This is a genomic window from Hyphomicrobium sp., from assembly GCF_036833075.1.
Classification (GTDB): Bacteria; Pseudomonadota; Alphaproteobacteria; order Rhizobiales; family Hyphomicrobiaceae; genus Hyphomicrobium_C.
The window spans coordinates 14631-34806 of sequence record NZ_DAITQL010000044.1; the positions used below are offsets into that span (position 1 = coordinate 14631).

Annotated in this window: 20 protein-coding genes; 6 read left to right on the plus strand and 14 right to left on the minus strand. The window is 64.8% G+C overall.

The genetic code is table 11. The features are described 5' to 3' along the window. Positions 1–14 precede the first annotated feature (14 nt). From V7082_RS13400 to rnk, 3 genes are all read right to left on the minus strand, one after another. The gene (locus V7082_RS13400) at positions 15–1397 is read right to left on the minus strand and encodes an ATP-binding response regulator (RefSeq protein WP_334149323.1); all 1383 of its coding nucleotides are present in this window, start codon (positions 1395–1397) and stop codon (positions 15–17) included. Then, positions 1394–2560, minus strand: coding sequence for an FIST N-terminal domain-containing protein (locus V7082_RS13405; protein ID WP_334149325.1), 1167 nt, complete (start codon positions 2558–2560; stop codon positions 1394–1396). The genes V7082_RS13400 and V7082_RS13405 overlap by 4 nt, the downstream gene beginning before the upstream one ends. Positions 2561–2710: 150 nt before the next feature. Beyond that, a complete protein-coding gene (rnk, locus tag V7082_RS13410) occupies positions 2711–3130 on the minus strand; it encodes a nucleoside diphosphate kinase regulator (RefSeq protein ID WP_334149327.1) in 420 nt (139 codons plus the stop codon). 439 nt (positions 3131–3569) lie between these two features. On the opposite strand from rnk, the gene V7082_RS13415 reads away from it, so the two are divergent. The 3 genes from V7082_RS13415 to serA all read left to right on the plus strand — a co-directional run bounded on the left by V7082_RS13415 (position 3570) and on the right by serA (position 7000). Beyond that, the gene (locus tag V7082_RS13415) at positions 3570–4034 is read left to right on the plus strand and encodes an NUDIX hydrolase (protein ID WP_334149329.1); all 465 of its coding nucleotides are present in this window, start codon (positions 3570–3572) and stop codon (positions 4032–4034) included. 107 nt (positions 4035–4141) lie between these two features. Further along, a complete protein-coding gene (locus V7082_RS13420; RefSeq protein WP_334149331.1) occupies positions 4142–5317 on the plus strand; it encodes a phosphoserine transaminase in 1176 nt (391 codons plus the stop codon). Between the two features lie 102 nt (positions 5318–5419). Then, the gene (serA, locus tag V7082_RS13425) at positions 5420–7000 is read left to right on the plus strand and encodes a phosphoglycerate dehydrogenase (RefSeq protein WP_334149332.1); all 1581 of its coding nucleotides are present in this window, start codon (positions 5420–5422) and stop codon (positions 6998–7000) included. A gap of 27 nt (positions 7001–7027) precedes the next feature. Here serA and V7082_RS13430 read toward each other — a convergent pair whose 3' ends face one another. The 9 genes from V7082_RS13430 to V7082_RS13470 form a co-directional block, all read right to left on the minus strand. Continuing rightward, on the minus strand, positions 7028–7282 hold the full coding sequence (locus V7082_RS13430) for a hypothetical protein (RefSeq protein ID WP_334149333.1): 255 nt from the start codon (positions 7280–7282) through the stop codon (positions 7028–7030). Between the two features lie 2 nt (positions 7283–7284). After that, positions 7285–7554, minus strand: a complete 270-nt coding sequence (locus V7082_RS13435; RefSeq protein WP_334149334.1) for a cytochrome C oxidase subunit IV family protein — start codon at positions 7552–7554, stop codon at positions 7285–7287. Between the two features lie 5 nt (positions 7555–7559). Continuing rightward, on the minus strand, positions 7560–8129 hold the full coding sequence (locus tag V7082_RS13440; protein WP_334149336.1) for a cytochrome c oxidase subunit 3: 570 nt from the start codon (positions 8127–8129) through the stop codon (positions 7560–7562). A gap of 8 nt (positions 8130–8137) precedes the next feature. Further along, the gene (locus tag V7082_RS13445) at positions 8138–10087 is read right to left on the minus strand and encodes a nitric oxide reductase activation protein NorD (protein ID WP_334149338.1); all 1950 of its coding nucleotides are present in this window, start codon (positions 10085–10087) and stop codon (positions 8138–8140) included. An 11-nt stretch (positions 10088–10098) separates the two neighbouring features. Beyond that, on the minus strand, positions 10099–10905 hold the full coding sequence (locus tag V7082_RS13450) for a CbbQ/NirQ/NorQ/GpvN family protein (protein WP_334149358.1): 807 nt from the start codon (positions 10903–10905) through the stop codon (positions 10099–10101). 6 nt (positions 10906–10911) lie between these two features. Continuing rightward, on the minus strand, positions 10912–12288 hold the full coding sequence (locus tag V7082_RS13455) for a cbb3-type cytochrome c oxidase subunit I (RefSeq protein WP_334149340.1): 1377 nt from the start codon (positions 12286–12288) through the stop codon (positions 10912–10914). Positions 12289–12312: 24 nt separating this feature from the next. After that, the gene (locus V7082_RS13460) at positions 12313–12765 is read right to left on the minus strand and encodes a c-type cytochrome (RefSeq protein WP_334149342.1); all 453 of its coding nucleotides are present in this window, start codon (positions 12763–12765) and stop codon (positions 12313–12315) included. A 206-nt stretch (positions 12766–12971) separates the two neighbouring features. Then, positions 12972–13535 (minus strand): cytochrome b/b6 domain-containing protein, encoded by a 564-nt coding sequence (locus V7082_RS13465; protein ID WP_334149344.1) that lies wholly within the window; start codon positions 13533–13535, stop codon positions 12972–12974. Between the two features lie 16 nt (positions 13536–13551). Further along, on the minus strand, positions 13552–13851 hold the full coding sequence (locus V7082_RS13470) for a PepSY domain-containing protein (protein WP_334149346.1): 300 nt from the start codon (positions 13849–13851) through the stop codon (positions 13552–13554). Between the two features lie 216 nt (positions 13852–14067). Between V7082_RS13470 and V7082_RS13475 the strand changes: the two genes are divergently transcribed. The 3 genes from V7082_RS13475 (at position 14068) to V7082_RS13485 (ending at position 17485) form a co-directional block, all read left to right on the plus strand. Next, complete coding sequence (locus tag V7082_RS13475) at positions 14068–15543, plus strand: cobyric acid synthase (RefSeq protein WP_334149348.1); 1476 nt, start codon at positions 14068–14070, stop codon at positions 15541–15543. Between the two features lie 605 nt (positions 15544–16148). Beyond that, on the plus strand, positions 16149–16400 hold the full coding sequence (locus V7082_RS13480; RefSeq protein WP_334149350.1) for a DUF5681 domain-containing protein: 252 nt from the start codon (positions 16149–16151) through the stop codon (positions 16398–16400). 206 nt (positions 16401–16606) lie between these two features. Then, complete coding sequence (locus V7082_RS13485; RefSeq protein ID WP_334149352.1) at positions 16607–17485, plus strand: hypothetical protein; 879 nt, start codon at positions 16607–16609, stop codon at positions 17483–17485. Positions 17486–18386: 901 nt separating this feature from the next. Here the strand turns inward: V7082_RS13485 and V7082_RS13490 are convergent. Further along, positions 18387–18755: a response regulator gene (locus V7082_RS13490; protein WP_334149354.1), complete on the minus strand. Its 369-nt coding sequence runs from the start codon at positions 18753–18755 to the stop codon at positions 18387–18389. Beyond that, positions 18755–20140, minus strand: a complete 1386-nt coding sequence (locus V7082_RS13495) for a sensor histidine kinase (RefSeq protein WP_334149356.1) — start codon at positions 20138–20140, stop codon at positions 18755–18757. The genes V7082_RS13490 and V7082_RS13495 overlap by 1 nt, the downstream gene beginning before the upstream one ends. Positions 20141–20176 lie beyond the last annotated feature (36 nt).

Consider the following 20176-nt stretch of genomic DNA (forward strand, 5'->3'; position numbering starts at 1 on the left):
ACCGGGCGCGCGCTCTATCCGACGAGATGCATGACGAGCGCGCGCAGCTCGGCGGGCTTCACGGGCTTGCGCAGGATCTCGCAGCCGGCCGCCGCGACGGCGTCCGTCACCTCGGGCGAATGATCGGCCGTGATAACCACCGCCTGGATCGCCCGACCCGCCGTGTCCCGAAGGCGGGAGACCGACGCAAGCCCGGACTCGCCGGCGTCGAGGTGATAGTCGGCGAGGATGATGTCGGGCCGGAACGACGGCTCCGAGACGAGCGTGGCGTCGAGCTCCGCGAGCCCGCCGAAGGGATGCACCTCGCATCCCCAGCGTTCAAGCAGCGCCCGCATGGCATCGCGCACGCCGGCATCGTTGTCGATCACGACCGCCTTGATCCCCGAAAGCGGATCGGCTTGCGTCGCCGCCTTGTGGACGCCATCCCGCAGCGCCCGTACCGACGGGGCGTCACCCGCGAACGGAACATGGATCGAGAAGCGCGTGCCGCGGCCGACCTTGGAGCAGAGCTCGAGCCGGTGCCCGAGCGCCTCGCTCATGCGGGCGATGATCGACAGTCCGACGCCGAACCCGCCGGCATGGGAGCGTTGCGCCGCCGCCCCGCGATGGAACTCGTCGAAGATCTTGGTCCGCTCCTGCGGAGCGATGCCCGGACCGGTATCCCAGACGTCGATCCTGAGCATCGCCCCGCGCCGACGGGTCGCGATGAGAACGTGTCCCTGCTCCGTGTACTGGACCGCATTGGCGAGCAGGTTCTGCAGGATGCGCCGCAGCATCAACGGATCGGACGTGACCGCCACGTCGCGCGAGCGCATCGTCAGCGCGAGCCCCTTGTCCCGCGCGATCGGCTCGATGTCGACGAGCACCGAGCGGAACAGGTCCAGCACCTCCACTGCCTGGAACGACGGCTTCAACGCGCCGGACTCGAGCCTCGACAGGTCGAGGATGGTGCGCAACAGCTCCTCGATCGTCGAGAGCGCGTGATCCACCTGCCCGATCAGCCGCCCCTGCTGGGGATCGTCGCGCATCTCGGCGAGGGCCGAAAGGGACAGGCGCGCCGCATGCAGCGGCTGCAGCAGATCGTGGCCGACGGCCGTGAAGAAGCCGGTCTTGAACCGGTTGGCGCGCTCGGCACTGTCGCGCGCGATCGTCAACTGGTCGTTGGCGCGCTCGAGCCTGTTGAGCGCGGACTTGAGCTCCTCCGTCCGCACGCGAACCTGCGTCTCGAGGCCGATCGCGGTCTGGAACATGGAATAGGCGTTGGCCTGGTAATCCATGCTCCGCTCGACGCGCTGCATCAGCGCCGCATTGATCTTGGCAAGCTTCTGGTTGCGCCGCTCGAGCTCCTCGAGCGCATCGTGCTGCCCCGGAGAGGCCGGCCGGCCGTCCTTGTTCACCGCACACCTCGCCGCGCACCGAAGGCGACACCGGTCAGCGTCTGATTGAGGTGCATCGAGTTGTGCTGCTCGCCGTAGGTATGGAAGCCAACCACGCCGTAATGCTTGTAGAGGTCCTCCATCTGCCGGTGGATCTGGCGGTTCTCCGCATCGAGGCGCCGGAGCACGCAGTCGAACCCGAGCACGAGATCCATGCCGCCGAGCGAGCGGTCGACCTCGTCGAGCACGCGCCTGGTCGAGGCCAGCATGTCCTTGGGCCGGGCAACGGTGAAGACCAGCCCCTCGTCGATGGCGCAAAAGAACGACAGGCTGCCGTCGGGGTTCATGTTGCGGATCGAGCGGCAGTAGTAGTCGCCGCCGACCTTCACCACGAGCGGATAGGAGGCGAAGCTGAACGGCCCCAGGTCGTCCGGCAGGAGGCCGATGGCGGCTGCATATTCGCGCGCGGCGGGCTCCGCGTTGAGCTCGTGCACGGTGCGGCAGTCCGTATCCGCGGCCGTGACCACGAGCTTGATCCGCGTCGGCTCGAAGTTGGACGTCTTGAAGATGCGGAAGGGAAAGTCGCTCTCCACCATCATAAGAATGGCGGAGCGCGTGAGCACGTGCCCCTCGTGGATGAGCGACGCCTCCCGGAAGGCGAGCCCGTCGCCGGCGGAGCCGCCGATCAACTGCACGTCTCCGCACGCCCAATGTACGGCTGCGACCAGCGTCTCCTCCGCGTTGGAAAGACCGTCGACGAGCATGATGCCGAACACGCGCTCGGCGAGCTTGTCGCCATCCCGTACGTCGATGCGGGACTTCATCTCGCGGACGATCTCTCCCGCCCGCTCCACGCCGAGCGTGCCGACGTCCTCGATCAGGCCCGTATGGATGCGAAAGCCCTCGCGCGGGAACGCGATCAGAAGCACGCCGGTCTCCATGAGACCGGTGGGACCGATCATGCCCGATGTCGAGCAGCCGCTCACGGCGACGCCGCCGAACGCCTCCGCGAGCCCCGCGGCCAGCTCCGCCGCATCGTAGTCGATCGAGAAGAACGCCACGACGTGCTGGAACTCGCCCTGAAGCGCGGCTCTCAATTCGCAGACGGCATCATGAACCGCAGGCGCCTGCGACCCGGCGACGCCGATCCCGCACGCGCCCGTGGTGCCTACCCGTCGCGACACGCTGATCCTTCCTCTGATCCATCGTGGCCTCTCCTGACGTGTCGCACACGCGAAAAGGCCCGCTCTGAGCCGTGGACGGGAGGCTGCCATAGGAACGGCGGAGCGGCAATCGCCCTCGTGGTAAACGGCTGCGGCCGCCGCGACGTCGGCCTACCGCGCGGCTTGGGGCGGGTCGACGGAGATCACCTTGAGCTTGTGAGGCCGCCCGTCGACGCCCTTGAGCATCATCATCTGGCCGGGCGACAGGCCGATCAGGGCCGCGCCGATCGGGGTCAGCACGGAGATCTTGCCCGCATCGATATTGGCTTCACCGGGAAAGACGAGCTCAGCCTCCCGCCGCTCGCCGCCGTCGACCTCGAAGGCGACGCGCGCATTCATGCGGACCACCGACTGCGGAATTTGCGCGTCGGGAACCACGTCGGCCCGCTCCATCTCCGCGAGCAGCACGCGCGCCACGTGCTCGGACCGTCCGGTCAGCATGGCCGACGTTGCGAGCGCAGTGAGGCGGGTTTCTTCCCGTTCGCCGACCACGATCTGCGGGAGCGCGTTGGTGGGAGGATGGAAGGTCATTGGCAAACCTCGTATGCATGGCCGCTCGCCCGAGACGCGCCGCAGCGCGAAAGGGGAAGCTTTGAAATGAACCGTATCGGGAGCGACAGGATCGTGTCGGGAGCGACGGATAGGAAGAGAATTGGAAAGTCCCCGGCCCGGGGAACGCGCACGTAGCCAGCCCGGCCGGGGCTAGAAGCTCGCGGCGTCGAACTCCCCGCAAGGGAGTTTCAGATGAAAAGCGGCAACGACGATCATGCATAAACAATGGGGACGACCGGACGCACTGTCAATGGGCGCCCGGTGCACTGCAATATCGGCTGCGCCCTTGGTGAGCCGTCGGGGAATCTGGCCACTGCAACCTTCACCAACAGAAAAGCAGGCGCTTGATCCCCGAGCCGCGCCGCCCTGATCGTAGCCGCTCGCACGGGCGCGCCTCAGCCGCGAAGGAGCCGCCACGATGGCAAGACCGGCCACACCATCGCTGACGGTCGACTGCGTCGCCTTCGACGCGCGCGGGCGCGTGCTGCTCATTCGCCGTGCAAAGCCGCCGTTCGCCGGCCACCATGCACTGCCGGGCGGCTTCGTCGATCTCGGAGAGACCGTGGAGGCCGCCTGCCGGCGCGAGCTCGAGGAGGAAACCGGCCTCGCGGCGGAAGAGCTGGTGCTCGTCGGCGTCTACTCCGACCCCGGCCGTGATCCGCGCGGCCCGACGGTCAGCATCGCGTTCGCCACGGTTCTCGGCTCCCGGCGCCCCGAGGCCGGCGACGATGCCGCCGCTGCGGAATGGGTTGCCGATTGGCGCCGGAAGAAACTCGCCTTCGATCACGACCGAATCGTGCGCGACGCCGAGCGCGCCATGCGGCGCCGGAAGCGGATCGCACCGAGACGACCAGAGCGCACGCGCCGGCCGCAAACACGCTGAACCGGTGCGCCGACTTAAGTAGCAATTGACGCACCGCCGTTTCGCACGTACTCCCGAAAGCGGGCCACCCCTCCCCACCGAGGGGCACCTATCTGGAAGGATAGCTCATGACCTCAAGCACCAGGCCGGCACGGCGTCCGGCCAATCCCAACTTTTCCTGCGGTCCCTGCACAAAGCACCCCGGCTGGTCCACGCGGTCGCTCGACGGCGCATTGCTCGGCCGCTCGCACAGGGCAAAGGACGGCAAGGCGCGGCTGAAGCGCGCCATCGAGCTGACCCGCTCGCTGCTCGCCGTCCCCGACGACTACCTGATCGCCATCATGCCGGGCTCCGACACCGGCGCTTTCGAAGCCGCGCTGTGGTCGATGATCGGCGCACGCCCCGTGGACGCGCTGGCCTGGGAAAGCTTCGGCAAGATCTGGATCACCGACATCATAAAACAGCTTCGCATCGCCGATGCGCGGGTCATGGAGGCGGACTTCGGGCGCTTGCCCGACCTCGGCGCCGTCGACTTCTCGCGTGACGTGGTCTTCACCGCCAACGGCACCACGTCCGGCGTGCGCGTCCCCGGTTACGACTGGATTGCGGCCGACCGCCAGGGCCTCACGTTCGTTGACGCCACATCCGCCATCTTCGCCCAGCCCGTCGACTGGACGAAGATCGACGTGCTCACCTACTCCTGGCAGAAGGTGCTGGGAGGCGAGGCGGCGCACGGCATGCTGATCCTGTCGCCGCGCGCCGTCGCGCGCATCGACGCCTACACGCCTCCCTGGCCGCTGCCCAAGCTGTTCCGCCTGAAAAAAGGCGGCAAGCTCGACGCGGCGATCTTCGACGGCGACACCATCAACACGCCATCGATGCTGTGCGTGGAGGATTATCTGGATGCGCTCGGCTGGGCCGAGAGCATCGGCGGCCTGTCGGGATTGATGGCGCGCGCCGACGCCAATGCGAAGGTGCTCTTCGATTGGATCGCGCGGACGCCGTGGGTCGCCAACCTCGCCGTGGACCCGGCAACGTGGTCGAACACGTCCGTCTGCCTCAAGGTGACGGATCCCGACATCTCCGCGCTCGGGCGCGAGGCCGAGGCCGCATTCGCGAAGGAGCTTGCCTTCCGCCTCGAGGCGGAAGGCGTCGCAAGGGACATCGGCGCCTATCGCGACGCCCCGCCGGGGCTTCGGATCTGGACTGGCGCCACGGTCGACCGCAGCGACCTCGAAGCCCTGACGCCATGGCTCGACTGGGCGTTTGCCGAGACCAAGGCGCAGTACGCCAAGGCCGCGTAAGCCGCGCTCCGGCGCCGCACTCCACGGCATCGACATGCGTGCGCTCTCGCCCTCCCGGGCGGAGCGCCTCGCCCAATCCATTTTCAAACTTCGGAACACCCCATGTCTGCAAAAGTCCTAATCTCGGATGAGCTCTCCCCGGCCGCCATCGCCGTCTTCGAAGAGCGCGGCATCGCCGTCGACGTGAACGTCGGCCTCACCAAAGACGAGCTCGAAAAAATCATCGGTTCCTACGACGGTCTCGCCGTGCGATCCGCGACCAAGGCCACTCCGAAGATCATTGCCGCGGCCAAGAAGCTCAAGGTCATCGGACGAGCAGGCATCGGCGTCGACAACATCGACGTCAAGGCCGCAACCGCGAGGGGCATCATCGTGATGAACACACCCTTCGGCAATTCGATCACCACTGCCGAGCACGCCGTCTCACTCATGCTCTCGCTGGCGCGGCAGATTCCCGCCGCCGACGGCTCGACGCAGGCCGGAAAGTGGGAGAAGTCGAAATTCCTCGGCGTCGAGATCTGCGGCAAGACCCTGGGGCTGATCGGGTGCGGCAACATCGGCACCATCGTCGCCGATCGCGCCATCGGCCTCAAGATGAAGGTCATCGCCTACGATCCCTTCCTCTCCGAGGAGCGTGCCGTTCAACTCGGTGTCGAGAAGGTGGACCTCGACCAGGTGTTCCGCCGCGCCGATTTCATCACGCTGCACACGCCGTTGACCGACAAGACGCGCAACATCCTCTCCGCCGACGCGCTCGCGAAGTGCCGGCGCGGCGTGCGCATCATCAACTGCGCACGCGGTGGCCTGGTCGACGAGAAGGCCCTGGCCGGAGCGCTGCGCTCGGGCCACGTGGCCGGCGCCGCGCTCGATGTGTTCGAAGCCGAGCCGGCGCGGGACAATATCCTGTTCGGGATCGAAGGCGTGATCTGCACGCCCCACCTCGGCGCATCGACAACGGAGGCCCAGGAGAAGGTCGCCCTGCAGATTGCGGAGCAAATGTCGGACTATCTCCTCACGGGCGCCATCGGCAATGCCGTCAACTTCCCCTCCATTTCCGCTGAAGAGGCGCCGCGCCTCAAGACCTATGTCAAGCTTGCTGGCCAGCTCGGCGAGTTCGCGGGACAGCTCACCGAAACCAGCATCAAAGTCGTGCGGATCGAGTACTCGGGCGACGTCGCAGACCTCAACGTTAAGCCCTTGACGGCAGCGGCGCTCGCGGGCTTGCTCAGCGCCTCGCTCGCGGAGGTCAACATGGTCTCGGCCGCGAGCCTCGCCAAGGAGCGCGGCATCGTCGTCGAGGAGGTCACGCGCGACAAGGCGGGCATGTTCGAAAGCTCGATCCGCCTGACGGTCAAGACCGACGACCTCGAGCGCTCGGTCGCCGGCACGGTCGGCGCCGGCGGGCGCCCGCGCGTGATCGACGTCCGCGACATCCCGATGGACTTCGAGGTGAGCCCGCACATGCTGTTCATCAGAAACTCCGACAAGCCGGGGTTCATCGGCAAGCTCGGCACGCTGCTCGGAGAGGCGAGCGTCAACATCGCAACCTTCAATCTCGGACGCGAGCATGCGGGCGGCGATGCCATCTGCGTCGTCGCCGTGGACGAGCCGATCTCGGACGAGGTCCTGGACAGCGTGAAAGCCCTGCCGAACGTCGTGCGCGCCCGCCGACTCACATTCTGACGGCCAGCCGCGAGTGAGAGACCGAGGTCAGTCGTCCCGAATTCCCTCGTGGATCCGCCGCGCGAGCCAGAGCGCCGGGAAGATCCCGAACACCGATCCGACGGCGCCCGCGATCACGAGGCCCGTGATGCCGTAGGGCGTCATGGCAGGAACGGCGATCGCGATGAAGGCCGCATTGATCGCGAACGCCGGCCCCATCAGGGCGAAGCAGAACAACAAGAGCCCCAGCGGAACCGGTTGCCGCTCCGGCGGTGCAGCGCCCATGTCATGGCCCTTCGACATGCTCACCCGCCCGAGCCGATCGCATAGAGCGCAAAGGCGAGCGCCAGAAAGATCCCGATCGCGAGATCGAACGTCCGCGTCCAGAACCGCGACCCGGAAAGGCCGAGGTAACGGCCCAGAATGACGCGCGCCTTGAGGCCGGCCAGCACCAGCACCGCGGCGCCCGCGAGCATCCCGCCGTGTCCCGAGGCAGCGTCCGATGCAAGCAGCACCGTGCCGAAGCTCAAGACGATGAGCGCCATCCAGGCTTTGACGAGATCGCGTGCCGGCATGGCCCTCACCTCAACACGTAGATGATCGGGAGCAGCAGCACCCAGATGAGGTCGACGAGGTGCCAGAATGCGACGGCCGCTTCCATGTTCCGCAGGCTGTCGGCCCAGGCGACGAACGCGAGGAGACCAACGCCGGCCACCACGTGCAGCGCGTGGAACCCCGTGAGAAGAAAGTAGAAGGTGAAGAAGGGGCTCGTCTCGATCCCGATCCCGAGCGCTATCTTGCTTGCGTACTCCATGGCCTTGACGGCAAGGAACACGATGCCGAGGCACCCCGCCGCAAACAGCCAGCGGCGCGCGATGCCGCGCTTTCCGGCCTCCCGCGCGCGCACGGCGGCGGCGGCGCAGAAGCCGCTCGTCACGAGCGCGAACGTATTGATGGCGGCGGCGGTCCGGTCGAGAAGAGCCTGATCCGACGCGAACTGGACCGGATCGCCGATGCGAACGCCGAGGCAGGCCAGAAGTCCCGCGCCGAACACCAGGATCTCGCTCGCGATCAGGACCCACATCATGAGCTCGCCCGGAAGCTCCGAGAGCACATCGGTGTCCTGCCGTCTCGCGGGCCCGGTCTCCATGGCGCCGCTCATCCTGTGACCAGGTGCCGATAGAGGTGCGGCAGCGCCGCAACGAGCTTCGCCGGATCGGGGATGACGACATAGCCGCCCGTTCCGAAGATCCGGCTGAACGTCGCCTGCGACTTGGTGTCGATGGTCACGCCGAATACGGACTGCCCCCGCCTCCGCGCCTCGCGCACGGCCATGTGCGTGTCCTCGATGCCGTACCGGCCCTCGTAGTGGTCCGTGTCGTTGGGCTTGCCGTCCGTCAGCACGAGCAGGAGCCGGCGCTGGCGCGGGCGTTTGGCGAGCTCGGTCGAGACATGACGGAGCGCGGCGCCGAGCCGGGTGTAATGCCCGGGTTTGAGGCCGGCGATGCGCGCCTCGATGGCGGGCCCCATTGGCTCGTCGAATGTCTTGCAGCTCTGGATGAACACGCGATCCCGGCGCCGGGACGAGAAGGCGTCGATCGCGGTGTCGTCTCCGCACGCGTCGATCCCCCAGGCGAGCGCCAGCAGCGCCTCGCGCGCGATGTCGATGACCTGCCGTCCCGCCACGTAGCTCTCGGTCGAGCGCGAGGCGTCGAGCAGGATCGAGACGGCGAGGTCGCGCTCCTGGGTGCGGCTCGCGATATAGACGCGGTCGGAGTGCTCGCCCGTCGTCGCCAGCTCGACGCGCGCCTCGATCGCGGCGGAAATGTCGATGTCATGGCCGTCGATCTGCCGCGTGAGCTGCACGCGTTTCGGCCTCAGCGTCTCGAACTGGCGCCGCACGCTGCGGATTCGCTGCCGCGACCGCGCGCTGTCGGGCGTGTCCGGCAGGTCGGGAGCTGGCTCCGCGGGGCCGGCCAGCACCCGGCAATAGTCCGGCAGGTAGGCCTTGGAGCGGTGCTCCCATTCGGGATAGACGTAAACGCCGGCGAGCCGCTCGAACTCCGCTTCCTCGGGCGAGAGGTCGAGATGCAGCCGCAAGCGCGTACGCGCGCGCTGCGGAACCTGCGCCAGGCCGATCTCGTCCTGGTCGTCCGCGGCCTTCTTGGCGTTCTCCTCATCGTCGTCGTCGACCCGGCGATTGAGGTTCAGAAGCTCCGCCCACGACAGGATCGCCTCGAACTTGTGCAGGATGAGACTATCCTTGCGCGCGGCCTGGTCGGACGCCTTGCGCGAGGCCTTGAACGTGCCGGGCTCCGCGTTCGGCGGCGTCTCCGCCTCGCCGTTCGGGGTCTCCTCGCTGACGGGCTTGCTCCGGGCAGCCAGGGGGCGCAGATCCGGCCACAGCAGCACCGGAAGGAAGGGCTTGTATCCGCGTGGCGCCGAGAACGACGAAAGGTCGTCCGCCTCGCCGCGCACGGCCGCCGCGATCTGGGCCGCGAGCGGATCCTGCGGAGGCGGCGCACCGAGAAGGTGCAGGATCGTTGCCTCGACGGCGGCCTCAGCCCGGGGCAGGCGCCGGGCCAGGCGCAACTGGCGCGTCTCGCCGGCGAGCGCCGCATACGTGCGGCGCAGGCCCGGACATTCGGCCAGCGCATCGCGGATCATCATCTGTGCCGCTTGCAGCGCGCGGATGTCGGCCCGCAGCGGATCGCGTTCCGCCCGCGGCTGGCGCGCGAAGACGACGGCGGCGGCAAGCCAGAGGTAGAGGGCGATGTTGGCGTCCCGCTCGGGAAAGACGGCGATCCGCTCCGGCAGACGCAGCGTCTCCCCGTCGAAGCTCGGGTCCACGACGCGCTCCGCGCTCTGGCCGAGCGCCCGCCGCCACGACAGGCGATGCGGAGAGGTCCTGGCCGTCGCCGCCTTGATCTCGACGTCGCGCGCCCCGCCGAGCCCGCGGAAGAGAACACCGAGACGCCCCCGCGTCTCGTCGAGCGTGGCCGTCGCATCCTCGAACGCGCCGGGCGCACCGAGGCTGTTGACGAAGGAGTGCCACAGCTTCCCGACGCTCTCTTCCGGCTCCCAGGGCTCGAACTCGACAGCGGCCATCGGGGTCACGCCTACCCGTAGACGACCGCGACCAGATCGCGAAGCCCCTGCTTGATGTCGGCGTCGTCGCTGAGCGGCTCGATCAGCGCCACCTGCACGGCCCGCTCGAGAGGCATGCCGCCGGCGATGAGGTTCGCGCAATAGACGATGAGCCGGGTCGAAACGCCTTCCTCGAGGTCCTGCCCCTTCAAGGCGCGCAGCTTTCCGGCAAGCCGGACCAGGAGCGCGACGCGCTCTTTCGCAAGGCCGGTCTCCTGGATGACGATCTCGATCTCACGATCGGGCGGCGGAAAGTCGAAATCGATGGCGAGGAAACGCTGCCGCGTGGAAGGCTTCAGCGTTTTGAGGATGTTCTGGTAGCCGGGGTTATAGGACGCGACGAGCATGAACTGCGGGCCCGCCTCCAGCACCTCTCCAGTCCGCTCGATCGGCAGCATACGCCGGTCGTCGGTCAAGGGATGCAGCACCACGGTGACGTCCTTGCGCGCTTCGACCACCTCGTCGAGGTAGCAGATCGCCCCCTCGCGCACCGCGCGCGTCAGCGGCCCGTCGACCCACTCGGTCTCGCCGCCCTTGAGGAGATAGCGTCCGATCAGATCCGCAGCCGAAAGGTCGTCGTGGCAGGCGACCGTATAGAGCGGCCGGCCGAGGACGGCCGCCATATGCGCCACGAAGCGGGTCTTTCCGCAGCCTGTCGGCCCCTTGAGCAGGAGCGGCATCTGTCCGCGGTACGCGGCCTTGAAGACCTCGCACTCGTCTCCCTGGGGGAGATAGAAGGGAGCCGAAGCTCCCTTCTCCGAGAGTTGAGCAGCGGGCATCATGGCCTACTCCGCAGGTGAGAGCTGCTTCGTCGTGGGGCCGGGCTCGATGATCTCGCGCCGCGGCAGCAGGATGGCGAAGACGAAGAGCAGAGCGCCGAGCACGACCGCCACGCCTGCGCCGAAGCGCATGTAGTGGAACAGCATGATCTGATCCTGCACCTCCATGTAGTACTGGCCGAGGACACGCTGCAGGTGCGTCTGGATCGTGCCGGCGAAGGTCAGCACGAACGTCATGAAGCACATGCCGCTCGCCATGAGCCAGAAGCTCCCCATATTGAGCACCTGGTTGTAGGGATCGCGGTTCTTGAGCATCGGGAACGCATAGGTGAAGATGGCGAGATTCAAGCACACGTAAGCCCCGAAGAACGCCAGATGCCCGTGCGCCGCGGTGATCTGCGTGCCGTGCGTGTAGAAGTTGACGCCGTGCAGCGTATGCAGGAAGCCCCAGACGCCGGCGCCGAAGAAGGCGAGCACCGTACAGCCGAGCGACCACAGGAGCGCCGCCTTGTTCGGATGCTCGCGCTTCCCCTTCCAGACCATGACGAAGCTGAACACCATCATCAGGAAGAAGGGAACGATCTCGAACGACGAGAAGATGGAGCCGATCCACTGCCAGTAGCCGGGCGTGCCGATCCAGTAATAGTGGTGACCGGTGCCGAGAATGCCCGAGAAGAGGGCCGTGCCGACAATGACGTAGAGCCACTTTTCGACGATCTCGCGATCCACGCCCGTGAGCTTCAGCATGAGGAAGGCGAGGATCGAGGCCATGATCAGCTCCCACACGCCTTCGACCCAGAGGTGGACGACGTACCACCAGTACATCTTATCGAGACTGAGGTTGTGCGGGTTGTAGAACGCGAACAGGAACAGCAGCGCGAGACCCCAGAGTCCGATCAGCAGCACGCTGGTGATCGCCGTCTTCTTACCCGCAAGCACGGTCATGGAGACGTTGTAGAGGAACATCAGCGCGGCGACGACGATGCCGATCTTCACCCACAGCGGCTGCTCGAGGAACTCGCGGCCATCCTTGCCGAGCAGGATGTTGCCGTGGAACAGGTCGAACACGTAGGTGAGGACGGCGCCGAGCGTTCCGACCAGGAGGATCGCGAGCTGCCAGTAGGCGATCTTCGGTGAATGGATATCGCGCTCCGCTTCCTCCGGGATGATGAAGTAGGCGGCGCCGAAGAAGCCGAGCAACAACCACACGATCAGCGCGTTGGTGTGCAGCATCCGCACGATATTGAAAGGCAGAAGCTCCGACAGCGTGTTGGGAGCGACGTAGATCAAGCCGGCCACCAAGCCGACCGAGACCTGTACGATAAACAGCGCCATCGCCGCGAGAAAGTACGCGTAGGCGATCTTCTGAGTCTGGTATTTCATGACATTGTTCCCCGTGCGCCCGCGTCAGCCGGAATCTTTCGGCGGCCAACCCTGCAGGTCGGTCTTGTCGGCCCAGATCAGGAAATCCGAGAGGCCCCGGATATCCTCGTCCGAGAGGTAGAAACGCGGCATCTGCCGACGCCCCTGAATGCCGGTGGGCTGTGCTTCGATCCATCCTTTGAGGGCCTGGAAGGCATCCTCCGGAGAATCGACCACGCCCCACCGCGTCATGACGTTCCCGACCTCGGGCGCGAAATAGGCGCCCTCGCCGTGAAGGGTGTGACAGTTGATGCAGGCGTTGACCTCCCAGACGCGCTTGCCGTGCGCGACCGAGTCGGTGAGCGGCATCGAGGCCGTGGATTTTGTGACGATATGATAGTGGCTGTGGGCCGTAAGGCCGACAAAAATCAGAACGAAGAAGAGTGACCCGCCATAGAATATGTTTCGGGCCATGGCTTTCGACATGACTTCGCGCACGCTGCTGCCCTCCGATGGACAATCATGAGCCTGAAATGTATCTTAATAGGAAGGGGCCGCTTTGATCGAGCGCAAAGCAAGCCCCGGACCTGGAATTATTGTCGCTCCCCTCACATCCGCAATCCCGGTACGGCCGAACTGGGCTGATTATTGTCAGTCCTGGCGATGAGCACAAGAGAGAGCCCCGCGTCTGCGCGGCTCCCATCTTATTCTGCGCGCTTGCGTCCGGTGATCATCGCTTTGACGAGATTTTCGCCGTGCTCCAGGCTTGCGAGCACCACACCCGCGACATGCAATCCGACAAGAGCGAGCGTGATATAGGCTAGGGCTTCGTGAGCCTCCTCGAGAGGCTTGGAGCCCCAGAAGGCGTCCGTCGTCATCATGAAGCCGGTCGCGCAAAGCGCGGCAAGCAACGCCAGCAGGAGGACGATCATGGCGCCGCCCGCCGGATTGTGGCCGAGGTGGCGCGGTGCCTCGAGCCGCGACGACTGTTTCAAGAACGCGGCGACCGCTCGGGGACCTTTCACGAAGCTCGAGAAACGCGCATTCTCCGGTCCAATGAAGCCCCAGACGAAGCGCATCGCGACAAGGGCTGCGATGGCATAACCCACCCACACATGCAGCCATTCGATTTCGTCGCCGGTCAGGAAGGCGACAGCGAAGAGCGCGACGAGGCTCCAGTGAAAGCCCCGCACGAAAAGATCCCAGACCTTGACGGTTGTCGGCGGCTTATCGCCGCCGACGTCCGATGTACGGTTCGTGATACGCATGCCGCACACCTGCTGCCTAGGAGGGGTTCTTCCAGTCGCCGCCGACCGGCGTACCGGTTGTCGGATCGATGAAGAACTCCACGCGCGTGCCTTGCTTGTCGCGCGCATAGACCTCGACGCAGCTTTCTTTGATCTTGGATTTGGCGATCGTGTAACCGTGATCAACGACGATTTTCTCGATGGCTTCGAGACTCATCCATGTCTCGCGCGGCTCTGCCGTGCACGCCTTTCCGAAGCTGCCGGCATACGCCGCACCGGAGAGCGGGGCGGCGGACATTCCCGCAAGGAGCGCGGCAGCGATGAGGTGCGCTTTCATTTGTCTTCTCCAATCCTTGATGTGGTCCATTCGAGGTCGCGGCGCCATGCTTCGGCGTCGCGGTGCCAATCTGCACGAACGGCAGTGACGGCAGGCTGACGGTGGAGGTCAGCGCCCTGTAAGTTTCGACTGACGCGCGTCAAGAGCGGCCCGGCGCAAAGCGATCGAGACGTTCGCGCCCGAGCTGATCCCGGAAGGGCATTGAGGTCTGATGTCATGAAAGCCATCATGTTCCAGGGAACCGGCTCGGATGTCGGCAAATCGCTCCTGGTCGCCGGGCTGGCGCGCGCATTCACCAATCGCGGTCTCAAGGTACGGCCCTTCAAGCCGCAGAACATGTCGAACAACGCGGCGGTGACCGCCGACGGCGGCGAGATCGGCCGCGCGCAGGCGCTCCAGGCGCGCGCCGCGCGCATTCCGCCTTCGGTGCATATGAACCCGGTGCTGCTGAAGCCGCAGAGCGAAACCGACGCGCAAGTCGTGGTGCAGGGCCGCGTCGTCGGCAACACCCGTGCGCATGAGTACCAGTCGATGAAAGCCTTGTTGCTGGAGCGCGTACTCGAGAGCTACGCACGCCTTGAGAGCGAGGCGGATCTCATCCTCATCGAAGGCGCGGGTTCTGCTTCGGAGATCAACCTGCGCCATGCGGATATCGCCAACATGGGGTTTTCCGAGGCCGCCGGCGTCCCAGTGGTTCTGATTGGCGACATCGAGCGTGGCGGCGTCATTGCGAGCCTTGTCGGCACGAAGGCCGTGTTGCCGCCCGACGATGCGCGGCGGATCGTGGGCTTCATCGTCAACAAATTCCGCGGTGATCCGGATCTCTTCGCAGCCGGCATGAGCGCCATAGCCGAGCGCACGGGATGGCGTCCCCTGGGCCTTGTCCCGCACTTTGCCCGCGCGAGCCACCTGCCGCCCGAAGACTCCCAGTCCCTGCCCCAGTCGGCGCCCGACCCATCGTCGGAAAAGCCGCTCGTCGTCGTGCTGGCCTACCCTCTCATTTCGAACTTCGATGATCTCGATCCGCTCCGCCTCGAGCCGGGTGTCGAGCTGGCGTTCCTGCATCCCGGAGAGGCGATCCCGGGACGGACGTCGCTCGTCATCCTGCCCGGCTCGAAGGCGACCATGGCTGATCTCGCCGCCTTGCGCGCGACGGATTGGGACATCGATCTCGCCGCTCATGTCCGCCGCGGCGGACGCGTGCTCGGCATCTGCGGCGGCTATCAGATGTTAGGACGCACGATCGCCGATCCGGACGGCATCGAAGGCCCGCCGGGCGCAACCGCCGGTCTCGGCCTCCTCGATATCGAGACGGTTCTGGCCGGCGGAAAGGTGCTCATCGAGGTGCAAGGCGTTGACCGCACCGGTGCACTGATCCGGGGCTACGAGATGCACGTGGGCCGCACCACCGGACCGGGCGTCCACTCCCCGATGCTCCACCTCGCGGACGGCCGCCGCGATGGCGCGGTGAGCGTGTCTGGCCGCGTTGCCGGCTGCTACGTCCATGGCCTGTTCGCAAGCGATCGCTACCGCACCGAGCTCTTGCGACAGATCGGCGCCGAAACCTCGACGCTGCGCTATGAGAGCGAGGTAGACGGCATTCTGGACGCCCTCGCGGCGCATCTCGAGGCACATCTTGACTGCGACGGTATTCTGAAGCTTGCACGAGAGCGCGTCGGCACAAAGCGCTGAGCAAGCTCAAACGCGAGCCCGCAGGGCTCAGGGGAAGAAAGTTCGAACTCGCGTCAAAGCCCGAAGGGCTCGGAAGCAAGGCGACCCGCGGCGGGTCGCGCCCCCGCGGAGCGCCTATGGGCGCGTGAGCGAATAATGGCGGTGCGGACAGTCCGGTGCGAACTGGTCTCCGGTCCGATTTCCATGTTCCACGACAATTTCCCTGCGTCACCATAATGCAGCGAATTTCACCGTACAGGGGTGGAATAGACCACACAGATCATAGAAAAACACCGTATCTATAATGCGTTATATCCTTTCTCAAGAATGCTGCGAGCAGGGAAATCCACACTGCTAACGCAGAGAACTGACGCATTCAGCAGGGAACGGGCCCGCGAAGAAAAGACCAGTTAAAGGTGAGCGAGGGGGTGGGCTGCAAACGAACCACCCCCCTTGAAAGATCTGCCAAGAGAAGCGAACCTCGGCCTCGACGAGCGTCGCCTTAGTCCGCGACGCGGGAGTCTCCCGCGCTCGTCTCCACCACAACTCGGCCCGGCTCTCCGGCGGAGAGGCACCATGTGCCTCCCGGGATGGAGGACCGTGCCATGTGTCGAGGAGACAGACGCATGACACGCAAAAAAGTACGCTCCGGCGCCCCGGTAGGCCGCCGGGAACACCCGGACGACGACGACGTGCCGTACGAGATTGGCTCGGCAAACCACCCCCCGGCCCATCGGTTCCAGAAGGGTCAAAGCGGCAATCCCGCAGGGTCCAAGCGCAAACGTGCTGGAAGCAAGCGCGCCAAGAGCCTGAAGAGTGTGCTTCTGGACGAGCTCGCCCAGAGGATTGCCGTGACGGAGGGCGGTCGCCGCCGCTAAGTGCCTCGGCAAACAGCCCTGGTCAAGAAGCTCATCGCCGTCCAGGGTGCATCACGGGGCACGGCTTCGACTACATCATCATCGACGACCCCCAGAAGGCGAGCCTCGCCCACTCCGAGACGGAGCGGCGGAACCTGGAGGAGCTCTACGCGAGCGCCATCGCCAACCGCTGGCGCGATCCTCCCAAGGGCGTACTGATCCTCGTGATGCAGCGGCTCCACGTCGACGATTTCACGGCGTTTCTCTTGCGAGCATGTCCGAACGCGGTGCACCTCAACATCCCTGCAATCAGGCCCAGTGACATGGTGTTTCAGATCAGCGACGAGGAGGAGCGTCACGTACCGGAAGGCTCTCTCCTAGAACCTGATCGACTCTCCCACGAGGTCCTCCAAGAGCTGCGCGTGTTGCAGGGGGAGGTGCATTTCCAGGCGCAGTACATGCAGGCTCCGCTGATCACCCATGGCCGTGTAATCGATCCGACGTGGTTCCGGACCTTCCCACAGGTGCCGAAGCGCGAGTACCGGATCCTCAGTATCGATCCGGCCTTCACGGAGAACGGGGGTGACTTCAGTGCCGCGCTCGTCTGCGACATCGTCGGGGACGACGCCTACCTCGTGCACGGAGAGCAGGTTCAGTACGCCTATCCGGGCCTTCTGCGGTGGATCCAAGGCCTCGACAAGAAGTGGGCTCCCGATCTGTTCGTCATTGAGGCCATCGGATCAGACCTAGGTCTGTACCACCACCTGGGAGACCTGGGCATCAACCACGTCGGCACCATCAAAACACACGACGGGCTTGCCAAGCTCCGGCGCATGGAAATGGTCTCACCCAAGATCGCGGCGGGGCGCGTATTCCTACCGCAGGATGCCGACTGGGCGCGCCAGTTCCTGAGGATCGTCGGGGAGTTCCCCTACGGTTCGAGCGATGACTGGCCAGATGCTCTGTCTCAGCTCCTGCTCCACTTCACAGCGGCCCGCCAGTGGGCCTCCTATCACCGGCGTCGCTTTCCGCCGCCGGCGCCACCGAAACCTCAGCCCCAGACCTCGCTCACATACGGGATCCACTACCGCCGTGGCTTCATCTAGCTCGTGGACTTGGACGCGCGCCGCTCTGCGCGCGTCCAAGCCTACCCAACATTCCGAGGTTGTTTCCTATGTCCAGATCAGATCGCTTGACCGCCGCTGCGCCGGATCTCTCGGGCCAATTCTTCCTTCGGGTGGTTACCAGCCGTCGATTTTGCCCCGGCGCGGAAGTCGCGTCTGTTGTGCTGTCGCTGAGGAACGTTGTCCGCATCCGATGATAATCGTCAGATGGTGGCTCTAGGAATCCAAGCTCACCCGACACCCCTCACGTAGTTCGGTCAGCACCACTGGCTCACCCATCAGACGAGTGGGTCGAACACAATCCCGAACCTCCTGCGCGCAGCGGCAAGCAACAGCGAACTTGGTAGCCCACACCAGAGCGGTAGCGTGTGAGGGCGCAGCAAGGTTGCCCAGTACGTACGGATGTCGACCGATTATCAGCAGTATTCATCGCCGCCTCGCATGGTATCGAGATCGTCATCACATATGAGGATTCCGGCAAGTGCGAGCTTACAACGGGCGTCCGGCCTTGCGCCAGCTGATCGCCGACGTTGCCTCCGGCCCGAACGTGTTCGACACGATCCTGGTCTACGACGTATCGAGGTGGGGGGCGCTTCCAGGATACCGACGAGAGTGCGACTGACCTGCCCATTCGTCTTGTCTTGGGCCCGGCGAGAGGGTGCTGCTAGCTGAGGGGCGATCGCAATCACGAGGACACAACCCCATCAACCCATAACACCAATTGGCAATGACCGGATTAAGCTCGCTTTTCGCAACCTGCTAGCCCGATATCGATTAGGCCATGGGCAGCATATGTGACGGTGAGGCGCTTCGCTGCCCTTATCTTGATTGACTTCGTGTGCTTCCTTAATCCACGCAGGATCTCGCTGCGATAGCGGCACGCTTATCTCTCACTGAAACATGCGCTAAGCGTTCGCAACAGAGTCTGCTTGTCGAAGGGCTTGTCAATGCGGGGCTTGTGTCTATCCTTCAATCTCAGAGCAGCCGCTCCATAGCCGGTGGCATAGATAAAGGGGATGCCTGCGCGTTCGAGTACATCTGCGACAGGAGCGGAGGTCTGATCGTTGCCGAGGTTAATGTCGAGTACGGCAGCATCGGGCGAGTCATACTCGAAAAATCTCAGGGCAGTGCTGACGTCGTAAGCCGGACCGACAACGGTGCACCCAGCTTCCTGAAGAATATCGGCCACGAGCAGCGCGACCAACGGTTCGTCCTCCACCACAAGGATCTTTTTGCCGGGCAGGGCATCCATTACGAGACCTTTTCCAGAGGAAAAGCTAATTCACAGTGCACTCCCTCCTGGGAGAAATCACACGAGAACGTGCCGCCGGGCTGGGCCGCTAGAGATTTTAGTAGCTTCGTGCCGAACCCGGTCTTGGCTGGCGGCGCACACGAGAAGCCTGACTCGCGCCACGACAGCCGCAAGATAGGCCGGTCCTCCGGCGCGTCCACAAGCCAGCGCATGGCTACTGCACCCAACTTGTGCGCGTAAGCGCCATACTTCACCGAATTGGTGAGCATTTCATGGACAGCAAGCGATACCGTGATCGAGTCGCGCGACGAGAGAATGATGTCTTCACCTACAAGCTGCATCCGGCTTTTATCGATGCCATACGGCTTGAATAGAGCGTGAAGAATCCCAACCAAACTGGCCCCCTTCCAGTGGGTCCGAGTGAGTAGATTGTGGCCGGTTGCGAGCGCCTGAATGCGGGGCAGGAAGCGTTCCTTCTGACTTTCGTCGGTGAGGCTCTGAACGGCAATCGATTGAACCATCGCAAGCATGTTCTTGACGCGGTGATTGAGCTCCTCGATGAGAAGATTGCGAGCTTCCTCGGCCTGTCTGCGCTCGGTGATGTCGAGGGCCAGTCCTGTAAGATAGCCGAGCGCTCCGTTCGGGCCGGGGACGTATTTTCCCTGCTCCCGCAACCAACGGATCGAGCCGTCGACCTTCTTGAAGCGTATTTCCGCTTCGTAGCGACCGCGTTCAGAAACCGCCCTGCGCCATGACTCGGCGACAGCTTCAACGTCTTCTTCGTGGATTCTGGCGAACCATTCGGCAGTCGGACACGACGTTTCCGCGCGCTCGAGACCGAGGATCGCGTTGAGATCGGCATCAGCGGTGCTGAGCTGGGACCCGAGGTCATGGCGCCAAGTGCCCATATTAGCGGCTTCAAGTGCCTGGCTAAGCTGCTCCTCGCGTCTCTTTAACTGCGCGGTCGATTCTTCCAGTTCGGCGGTTCGCTCGGCAACAATCTGCTCCAGGCCCATCGCGGTTTGTTCAAGTTCGCGCGCCTTCCGGTGGAGCTCTATGAATACGCGCACCTTCGCGCGCAGAATTTCCGGCACGACGGGCACCGAGACATAATCCACCGCACCGAACTCGTAGCCTTTGATGCGGTCGAAATCACTCGAGAGCACGGCCGAGACGAATATGACGGCAATGTCCTTGAACCGCGGGTGCTCGCGGATCATCTGCACGAGCTGGAAGCCATCCAGGTCGGGCATACAGACGTCGACAAGAACGACCGCAACTTCTGCCCTAAGGAGGACGGCGAGAGCCTCGTTAGCCGTTGTTACCGAAATGAGGTTCTCGTCCAGATCCTTTAGGATCGCTTCGTAGTGATGTGACCCCCGCAATTTAGTCCAGACGGCGCTAGAATCCGGCCCCTAGAG